The sequence below is a fragment of the Flammeovirga sp. OC4 genome (genome assembly GCF_000812565.1).
Lineage (GTDB): Bacteria > Bacteroidota > Bacteroidia > Cytophagales > Flammeovirgaceae > Flammeovirga.
Map to the genome: position 1 here is coordinate 1 of NZ_JTAM01000130.1, position 4,791 is coordinate 4,791.

Genomic DNA, 4,791 nt, shown 5'->3' on the forward strand with positions numbered 1-4,791 from the left:
AAGCAGATATAAACGAGGTTTAACCAGTCGTTAGAGCTTAGATCAATCACGCCCGAAACACCTGCATCGCAAGCACTGATTGAATTGATTTTGTCTTTTCCTCCTAGTGCAAATAAGTAGGAAATACCTGCTCTATGATCCCATACAAAATTAGTTCCTGTTGCTACAAGTTTAGAGTAGTTGGTATTGAAGATTTGAAGGTCTGCTGAAGGTGTTGTTGCTTCTGCTATATTGGAGAATTCAACAGCTCCTGCGAAGCCTTTCACGCGCACTTGGTACTCGTATGTAGTGCCGTGATCTAGGTTGTCATTTTGCCAAGTTGTCTCGGCGACATCCGTGTCGTGGACATGAAGAAAATCCAATGCTCCTTTCTTTCTTCTCCACACCTCAAAAGCATATAATCCTTGTGAATTATCAGACCAATTTAATGTGATTGATCCGATTTCTGAGGAGGTAGGAACGGCTGATAAACCCGAAGGAGGAGAAGGGATTTCTATATCGCCAGTATTGACTCTAATATTTCTTGAGCTAAGGTAATTCACTACCTCAGCTCGTTCTTGATTTTCGGTATCAAGTATTACTTCTGTTCCTGCTTGAACAACACCGTTTGGATTGAGGTGAGGGTTACGCTGTAAGAAGGCAGGCAAACCCTCAATTGAACCTTCAAGGGTTAATACAAGGTCAAGGATATTTTGACCTTCTGAGGTAGTGAATTTTTGTTTCATTTCATATGTTAATTGGCAGTTTGATAATTTTCGCTAACACCATAAATGGTGGTCGGTTTTCGTGAGACTCTAACGCATTACTTGCGTTGACGTAATTCGTCTCGGTAATCCCAGTGTAAGAGCTTTGGATTGTACCACTACGAACAAGGTTCGGTTCAGTTGCGTCATTATTTGTATCACCTGCCGATGTAGACAAACCATCAACTATCATTAATTGATTGTAATCTCCGTTGATATGATTGTGGGTTTTATCCGTAATAGAGTGCTTATGACTTTGAATACCCGATTGATTGGCTGACAAAGTAATGTCACTTGCACCTCCAACAGTTCCAATTTTACTATAACCATTATTTGCATTTTCATTATTATCTGAATCGGGAAGAATAACACTATCTCCCTTTCCAATAACAAATCTACCACGTAGGTCAGGTGTGCCGTTTTGCCCATTGCATAATGCAAAACCTACCATATCACCTATTCCAAGACCTGTCTGATCAAAGTCAGTAAGTAAACCATAATAATCAGTGATCATTCCGGGCTTCAATCCTTGAAATTGTGCAACAGCATCACTATTTCTTTGAACAGGATTTTTGATGATTTCATTATAATCAAAAAGCCCTGTTCCTGAAGCTCCAAATTCCGGAACTAATTTTTCTTCAGTACAAAAATCAAAAGTGCCTACCTTATTATATCCTTCGAGCAAATCATGAGGTTCATGAGATGGCTTAACGGTTTGAAGGTTGAAGACGGGAATTTCAGAACCTACCCCTGTTGCATTGAATGCGTCTACTTTGTGTAAAGTATTTTGATATAACAACCAACCTTCATCACATTGAAAATTATTTCCGTTTTGAGTGAATTCCACCCCTTTAACTCGCACTGGAGCTGTGCTTTCTGTTAATACAGAAGCAAGTGCATCTGCCACGTCTTTTGTGGCATTATATATATGTTCAAAGTCTTTCGTGTTGACGACTAGACCTTTTGAAGGTGTATTAAGAATTTTCATTTCTATATGTATTTGATTTCGTAGATGATTCCAACATGGAGATATTTTTTCAAGAAAACATGGATCGCATTTCCTTGGCTTTGAAGTGAAACTGGCACCTCTACAATTAATTGTGTTCGTTGTAGATTAACCTCATCTTCAGGTGTTCTTACTACTGTTGTTGCACTTTCAGGAGTGCCCAAAAAAGGGATTGTTGCTGAATATTCCGGAGGAAAAACAAGGAACTCCACATTCTCTACAATCTGAGTAATCAGATTTATTGAAGGGTTATTGAAACGTTCTCTGATCAATGTTTCAACACTGAGTTTTGAACGCCCCCAAATGATTTGATCTTTTGCATAATTCCGGAAAGTCAAGAATTCTCTTGATAAGGTATACACATGATGAACTAATAAGTAGACCCAATTGATAAACCTGCTCTTTCGTCGTTTTGGAGGTAACGTCCGATAACTTGTGATCTTAAAATCTAATTCAAACATTTGCAATGGCGTTTATTTGGTAAGTATCCAATTCCATCCAACCAGATGAAGGATAATATCTGGCCTTCACGTCTTCATAAGATGATCCAATCTCAGGCTTTGCCTTCATGATAGTAATATAAAAGTCTTCAGCTCCTTCTACCTCTTTTATATTTTCTACCAAATCTGAAATCAAGAGAGACCCGTTAAAAGGTAGGTTTTTGATATAGTTTTCAACGGCAGATTGCACATTAGCTTCAACAGTTAACCTATCATATTCTGGAGAATAATAGAGGTCTGCATGAAGTATCAGCTTATCGCTTTCCAAGTTAACCACACCCATTTGTGCTCCCGGCTCTTGTATCTCTGAAAGATAAGATTTCACACCTTCCGCTTCTGTCTCAGATAACTTTCCGTCCTCTCCCTTCACTTTCACCAAGGCGACGCCACGACCTGTAACCGCTACAAATTTGACCACTTTTTTACTATCATCTTCCACCTCATAGTAAGGTTGCTTTGACTCCTGATGCAAAAGAATAGGATCACCGTGTTGATACTCTTTGATTTTATCCTCATACCATTCTGCTGTATGTACTTTAGAGGCATCAACCAGTTTATTGACTTCTATTTGATGCAGTTCGAAAATCACTTCTTGCAGATATAAAGCATAAGAAACAACGTACAACCAAAGTCGCCAAATCCCAAACTTTGAAGTTGACGCAGGTTTGTTTAAGTCCGCAAGAGCTTCCTTTAGTGTCTCTTCATCTGTAAGCGAATCAAGCTCTGCTATTTTTTGTTTTTCAGCGACGAGGAGCTCATAGATTTCTTTTCTTGTTCTTGCCATTGTATTGGATAATTAGCGGTTAGAACTTCTATTTTCTTTTTCCTTTTACCTGATTTATTGTTAACTGTCACTTCCTGCTCCACCTTTAACTGATGCCATCCGTTTCGCTTTCTAAATGATTCTAGTACATCAGACGGATAGCTTGACAGAAGGAATTTACCTTCAACATTCTCCAGTCTTTTTAAAAGCATTTCAAAATCCTCAATCGTATAACCATCATAGTGTCCACAATTAGAATTAAAGTAAGGAGGATCAAGATAAAAGAAGGATTCTTGAGTGTCTCGGGAAGTGATAATTCTTAAAGCGTCTGTACATTCTATCTGCACATCCTGTAAACGAATGGCGTAATCCAATGTAAACCCGTCTCTCTTATTCATCACTTTTTTGGAGGTGGTGTTTCGCTTTTTGTCATATCCCCAAGAACCATCAATCTTTGACGCAAAACCTTGAGACGATAACACCCAGACCGCCCAAGCTCTTTTCAGCTCAGAAAACATATCAGGATTATTATAGATAACACTCGCCTTTCGATACATATCTCTTGAATGGAGTGAGATTTGAATTTCTTTTTCCAGAGAAGTAAAATCCTGCTGAACTATTTTATAAAAATTCATCATCTCCCTGTTTGTATCATTGATAACTTCCACACCACTTTTTGATTTCTCAAAAAAGACAGCTCCCCCTCCAAAGAAGGGTTCACAATAGAGTGTGTGACCAGGAATCATTGATACGATTTTTGAAGCAAGTTTTTGCTTTCCACCATAATAGGTGATTGGAGTTTTCATTTGTTGTATTATTAAAGTGTGATATAAATCTTTAGTAATACATTCTTATTCGGGGATAAAGCTGAAGTTTTAAACAACATCTAATGTGAACTTCTCACGTCCAACAATAGACTTCATTTTATTGAAAATCAATCTTGAAGAAGTAACATCTTTATATCCATCTTGATCAATATCATAATGTTTACTTCCTACAATTACACAACCTCTAATATCTCTATTGAAGTTACCTGTATGTATTAATATCAAGCTACGATTTGGAACACCTGTAATATGATAATGATGACCATACTTTCTTGAATACCTTGGGACACACTGATAATGTCCTGATGGAATTCTTGATACATTACGTTGATTATCTTTATCTGCTAATTCTAAAGTTTTACACTCAAAAATCTCTTGGAGACCATCGTAGACTTTCAGAACACCTAATGTTTGTTTTTCATCTTCCTGTAATCTGAATAACATTGCTTTCATAATGATTATCGTTTTTTGATGATAACTGAATTAATCCCGTAAGTCCTTACATTCTCATTAGCACTTACCACTTCCACTGCCCACCTTTTCCGCCCTAAAAACCAAGACCGTTCCCAGTATGCAACAACCTCAAGTGGGACATCTACAGCGTAATCTAGTGTTACAAGCTCATTATCAATTAACCCTGATATGGAGGAATAAGCGTCAGCGTAATAGAATGTCTGGGCTTCCCGTATGACTTCACCGGTATCACTTTGTATGTAAATTGTAGTGTCTGTGATTTGAACCTGATCAATATTCTCTTTGACTTTGAGAGCTATCTGATAAGCCGATTCAAGGTTTTTATAATCCTCCTTCAGGTTTTTGTGTTTTTGAAGCCATTTGAATTTCTCATCTTGATGAAGCTTTTTCAAAGTCTGATTTGAAATATCAAGAGCCTGCACTTTTTTCACCTCCACCTTATATTGTCTTTCTGATTCAATCAGACAAGTTTTAAAGA

At 37.6% G+C, this 4,791-nt stretch carries 7 protein-coding genes; all 7 read right to left on the reverse strand.

What is annotated here, in order from left to right; all coding sequences use genetic code 11:
- On the reverse strand, nt 1–725 hold a 725-nt coding region (locus tag PL77_RS29335; RefSeq protein WP_044213449.1), incomplete at its 3' end, for a fibronectin type III domain-containing protein.
- Nucleotide 726: 1 nt separating this feature from the next.
- Nucleotides 727–1,731, reverse strand: coding sequence for a hypothetical protein (locus tag PL77_RS29340; RefSeq protein WP_044213451.1), 1,005 nt, complete (start codon nt 1,729–1,731; stop codon nt 727–729).
- Between the two features lie 2 nt (nt 1,732–1,733).
- Nucleotides 1,734–2,210, reverse strand: a complete 477-nt coding sequence (locus PL77_RS29345) for a hypothetical protein (RefSeq protein WP_044213453.1) — start codon at nt 2,208–2,210, stop codon at nt 1,734–1,736.
- On the reverse strand, nt 2,203–3,033 hold the full coding sequence (locus PL77_RS29350; RefSeq protein WP_044213455.1) for a hypothetical protein: 831 nt from the start codon (nt 3,031–3,033) through the stop codon (nt 2,203–2,205). The genes PL77_RS29345 and PL77_RS29350 overlap by 8 nt, the downstream gene beginning before the upstream one ends.
- Complete coding sequence (locus PL77_RS29355; RefSeq protein WP_044213457.1) at nt 2,976–3,818, reverse strand: DNA adenine methylase; 843 nt, start codon at nt 3,816–3,818, stop codon at nt 2,976–2,978. Before PL77_RS29355 ends, PL77_RS29350 begins: the two co-directional genes overlap by 58 nt.
- Nucleotides 3,819–3,887: 69 nt before the next feature.
- Entirely contained in the window at nt 3,888–4,292 is a 405-nt protein-coding gene (locus PL77_RS29360; protein WP_052444839.1) for a DUF5675 family protein, read from the reverse strand.
- Nucleotides 4,293–4,297: 5 nt separating this feature from the next.
- The coding region (locus PL77_RS32105; RefSeq protein WP_044213458.1) for a DUF6549 family protein at nt 4,298–4,791 on the reverse strand (494 nt) is incomplete at its 5' end.